This window comes from Streptomyces sp. NPDC058964, from assembly GCF_042741275.1.
Taxonomy (GTDB): Bacteria; Actinomycetota; Actinomycetes; order Streptomycetales; family Streptomycetaceae; genus Streptomyces.
Genome location: NZ_JBHYKH010000650.1, coordinates 1 through 4,441, shown reverse-complemented (window position 1 = coordinate 4,441; position 4,441 = coordinate 1). Strand labels below are relative to the sequence as shown.

Annotated in this window: 4 protein-coding genes and 1 pseudogene; 1 reads left to right on the top strand and 4 read right to left on the bottom strand. The window is 73.9% G+C overall.

Going from position 1 to position 4,441, the window contains the following annotated elements; translation table 11 throughout:
* The 4 genes and pseudogenes from ACFW2E_RS42270 to ACFW2E_RS42255 all read right to left on the bottom strand — a co-directional run.
* Positions 1 to 974, bottom strand: a 974-nt coding sequence (locus ACFW2E_RS42270; protein ID WP_384476099.1) for an AAA family ATPase, incomplete at its 3' end; no start/stop codon positions are given.
* Between the two features lie 111 nt (positions 975 to 1,085).
* Positions 1,086 to 1,907, bottom strand: a complete 822-nt coding sequence (locus ACFW2E_RS42265) for a hypothetical protein (RefSeq protein ID WP_384476101.1) — start codon at positions 1,905 to 1,907, stop codon at positions 1,086 to 1,088.
* A gap of 868 nt (positions 1,908 to 2,775) precedes the next feature.
* Positions 2,776 to 3,282: pseudogene (locus ACFW2E_RS42260) on the bottom strand (serine protease); the annotation flags it as partial.
* A gap of 68 nt (positions 3,283 to 3,350) precedes the next feature.
* Positions 3,351 to 3,845 (bottom strand): CU044_2847 family protein, encoded by a 495-nt coding sequence (locus ACFW2E_RS42255; protein ID WP_384476096.1) that lies wholly within the window; start codon positions 3,843 to 3,845, stop codon positions 3,351 to 3,353.
* Positions 3,846 to 4,024: 179 nt separating this feature from the next.
* Between ACFW2E_RS42255 and ACFW2E_RS42250 the strand changes: the two genes are divergently transcribed.
* Positions 4,025 to 4,204 (top strand): DUF6104 family protein, encoded by a 180-nt coding sequence (locus ACFW2E_RS42250; protein WP_028420339.1) that lies wholly within the window; start codon positions 4,025 to 4,027, stop codon positions 4,202 to 4,204.
* Positions 4,205 to 4,441 lie beyond the last annotated feature (237 nt).

The window sequence follows — 4,441 nt, the reverse complement described above, 5'->3', positions numbered from 1 at the left end:
CGGCTGGGCGGGGCCGCCGCGTCGGTGAGGTAGATCGCGTTCAACAGCTGGTCGGTGGCGAGGAGTTCACTGCGCGAGCGCTCCAGGAAGCGGGTGATGAGGTCGTCGCCCGAGCGTGCCGCCTCGTCGCCGAGGTGGGCGCGTACGAAGGTCGCGAGCCGGTTGTGGTCGGGGCGCCCCAGTTCCAGGTGGATGCAGCGGCGCATCAGCGGGGCGGGGAAGTCCCGCTCCCCGTTGCTGGTCAGGACCACGAACGGGAAGGCGTGGCAGCGCACCCGGCCGTCGCGCACCCGGACCTTGGTGCCGTCGGCGGTGAGCACCTCGGCCTCGCCGTCGGGCAGCCGGTCGGCGAGCCGCTGCAGCTCGGGTATCTCGAACTCGCCCTCCTCCAGGACGTTCAGCAGGTCGTTGGGCAGGTCGATGTCGCTCTTGTCGAGTTCGTCGATGAGCAGCACGCGGGGTGTGTCGGAGGGCAGCAGCGCCGTGCCGAGCGGGCCGAGCCGGATGTAACTGCCGATGGCCTCCACGGCACCGGGACTGCCCGCCGCTCCGCCGTACCCGCCCTGTGTCGCGATCTGGACGTCCTGGAGCCGGGCGATGGCGTCGTAGTGGTAGAGGCCGTCCTGGAGGGTGGAGCGGCTGACGATGGACCAGCGCAGCACGTCGCCCAGGCCCAGTTCGTACGCCACCGAATGGGCCAGGGTGCTCTTGCCCGCGCCGGGGCTGCCGGTGACGAGCAGGGGGCGCCGCAGATACAGCGCCGCGTTGATCATCTCGAGTTCCTCGGCACCGGGGCGGTGGAGTTCCGCGAGATGCCGGTGCGCGCCGAGCCGGCGGTCCCGGGAGCCGTCGCCGTCCTGCGCCGCGTCCCGGCCCGCGAAGTCCCGCCAGGGCGGCGGGGGAGGCAGCCTGCTCATTCCGTCGTGGGGTTCGCCTGCGCCTCGGTAGATGAGCCACTCGCTGGATTCGGTCATGGTCCGGTCCTCGTCGTCACTCGTCCACCACGGCAGCCGTCGAACGTGCATCACCGTATCGACCTACAGGACACCTGGTAAGAGGCCGGAGAGGGCATGGGGCGCATTGCGTCACGGGGCCTCCAGCAGATCGCCTGTTCCGGGCAGGGGCCGGTACGGATCGTCGTACATCAGGGCTATCCCGTCGGCCCAGAAGGCCTCCGTGCGCCCCTCGCCCACCATCCGGCGCAGTCCGTGCACCAGATCGGGAAGGGACTCGGCGCCGTCCCCGTCGTCGATGGACATCTTGACGCCACGGTGGAACTCCCCGCAGACGGAGTCCGGTTGACGCCGCCAGCGGCGCCACAGCACCACGCCGTATCCGGCCCGCGCGATCCGGCCGAGCGCGGTGGCGTCGTCCTCGTAGCGCTGGTCGCCCTGGCGGCACAGCACCGGTACGGTGCGCGGGGCGAGGCCCCGCAGGGCCGCCACGCCGGGTACGGGTCTGCGCACCCCGTCGTCGCAGTCCAGGATCTCGGCCTGGGCGTGCGCGTGCTGCGCATGCAGCCGGTGCCAGCGGTCCCGGCGGTCGAAGTCCTCGTCCTCGGCCGTGGGGGCCCGCCCGGCGGCCCGCCCCCCCGGCGCGGGCGGGCGCGGCGCGCGCGGCGGCGGCCCCCCGCGCGCGGCCCCGGCCGCGGTGTCGGGGGGGCGGGTCCGGCAGCGGATCCGGCATGGGCCCCGGCGACCCGTCCTGCGCTTCGTCCGGCAACTGGTCGCGGTCGGAGCAGCGCACCACGACCGGCCGCTGGGTGCCCAGCCGGTCCGCGCCGGGCCCCGGCCGCCAGTCGTCGACGGCCATCCCGAGCAGCAGGTGCGGCAGCGCCGCGTGCAGCGGGACGGGCCGCCCGGGTTCGTCGCAGCGGCGGAAGGCCTCGCCCAGGGGCTCTGCGACATGCGCCTCCAGGTCGTTGAGCGGGGTGCGCTCCGCCTCGTACAGCCGGGTCATCCCGCCGTCGGGGTGAGCCACGGAGATCGACCAGTCACAGCGGTCGGGCTCCCAGCCGCGGCGCAGCACTTCCAGGAGGACGGACTGTCCGCGCGCGGTCTCGCGCGGGTGTGCCCGCGCACGCTCACCCGCCGCCTCCGTCGCCTCCACGGTGCGGTGGTCGGCCGGTTCCCGTCCGGGGCGGGGACGCTGACGCCGGCCCAGCCACTCGGCGCGCCGGCGGGCGAGTCCGTTGCGGTATCCGCTGTCGAGACCCGTCGCGGCCTGTTTGATCCAGGCCCAGAGTGCCTGTTCGGCGGCGAGAGCGCTGGGCGCCGGCGGACGCTCGGCGGTCATGACCTCCATCGCGTAGTCGAGGACGAGTCTGAGGGCGCCGTCCTGCCGCGCGTTCTCGTAGAGCACGCCGAGGCCGTCCCGCCAGCCGCGTGGGGCGGGTGCCAGGGGCGGGAGCCGGAAGTTCGGCAGGGAGTCGAGGATGTCGAGCAGCGCGCGGGTGCTGTCCGGCGGGGGCAGGTCGGCGAGTCGGCCGAGCAACTCGCCGCGCTCGTCCGGGCTGAGCGTGCGGCCCGGCCGGGCGCGCAGCTCGCCCTGCAGGTCGGCCCAGGTGGGGCGCCGGGAGTCGGAGGGCTGCTGCCGGTCGCGGTGGTAGCGGTCATGGGCGTGGAAGACGGCCTGGTACACGTCGTGGTGCTCGCCGCGCGCCGGGGACTGCGGCACCCGGAGTGTGCGCAGCCGCTCGATTCCGGTGGACGTGCCGCCCGTTCCGTGGTCGGCGCGCGACTTCAGCACTCCGACGACCTCGCCGCGCACCGGGTCGATCACGGGTCCGCCCGAGACACCGGGCGGCAGATCGTTCTGCCCGAGCCTCATCTGCACTCCCGCCGACCAGCCGCCGATCGTTCCCTGAACGGTGAGGAACCCGTCCAGGATCTGCAGCTGGCCTCGGTTCGTGGTCCAGCCCGCGTAGAACACACGGCCCTCGCCGTAGTGCGGGGCGGGCCGCTCGGAGACGTACACGCAGTCGTGGTCGACGGGCTCGCGCAGCCGTACGAGGGCCAGGTCCGGGGCGGGCCAGCTGCCCGGGACGAGACCGTCGATGTGCTCCGGCAGGGTCACCGCGACGCGGCCGCGCACGGTGCGGGGGTCGGCGTACGGTCCGGGCTCGTAGACCACGGTGACCTCGCCCCCTTCCCCGCCATGGATCACGTGTGCGCAGGTCAGAACCCAGTTCGGCGCGATGAAGAAGCCGCTGCCGAGGAACGTGCCGGGCTCGTCGGGGGCATACCCGACACCTGTGCGATGAATGCGCACGGTGGCCGCCATGACGAGTTCACGAAGGGCATGGTGCGCAGCATCGAATCCACCTGGTGCGCCCCCGTCGTACCGCTCCGTCATGACCCGTCACCGGGCGCGGCGCCGTTGGCGCCCCCGTGCACCGGGGCGCCGGTGGATGCGCCCCCGCCGGTACCGGCGCCCGGATCTCCACCGGCCGGGCCGGAGGCCGCTCCGGCGGCCGGGCCGGTCGCCTGCGGGTCCGGCGGTCCGCCGCCGTTCCAGGTCAGGGTGACCGTGATGCCGGCCTTGGCCTCGCCGTCCGCGAGCAGTCCCACCACCTTCCCGGCCTTCGCCGTCAGCTCGATCCCGAACTCGACGCTCACCTCGTCCGGCCGCACCGCGCGCAGCGGACCGGCCAGCGACCGCGCGACTCCGGTGACGAGCGAGTGCAGGCTCTCGACGCTCGCCTCCACCCGTTCGGTGAATCCGGTGTCCGTGTACGACAGCTCCCCCGGCGGCGCGGCCAGTTCTCCGGCCCCCGATATCCGGGCCCAGACGGGTGTGCCGTCCGGCAGCACGATCCGTGCCACCCGCGTCGGTTCCTGCCCCATGCCGCTCCCCCGTTCCCCGTGGCACCGCCGCCCGCGGGCGGCACGCTCCCTGCGCCTATCCTTTTCCTGTCCCTGTCGTGACTTCCCGGACGGGAGACGACACCTCCTCCTCCCGCAAGGAGAGGGTTCTTCCCGCACGGGAGCGGCCCTACCCCTGTACTGACCACGGAGCACCTTCCATGTACTTCACCGACCGAGGCATCGAAGAACTGGAGAAGCGGCGCGGCGAGGAGGAGATCACCTTCGAGTGGCTCGCCGAGCAGCTGCGGACGTTCGTCGACCTGAACCCCGACTTCGAGGTCCCGGTGGAGCGGCTCGCCACGTGGCTGGCCCGGCTGGACGACGAGGACGACGAGTAGGCCCCCGGTGGACGGCCGGGACCGTCCCGGGACGGTCCGCCGTCCTCAGTCGCGGGGGCGTACCACCTCGTAGGCCAGCCCCAGCGCCCCGTGCGCCAGCAGCAGCGCCCCCGGGGGGGGGGGGAGGGCGGGGGGGGTCTCTCTGGCTGTGGTGGGGGGGGTGGGGGGGGGGGGGGGGGGGGGGTGGGGGGGGGGGGCAGGGGTTGGGGTGATCAGGAGCGGGGCATGGTGGAGTGA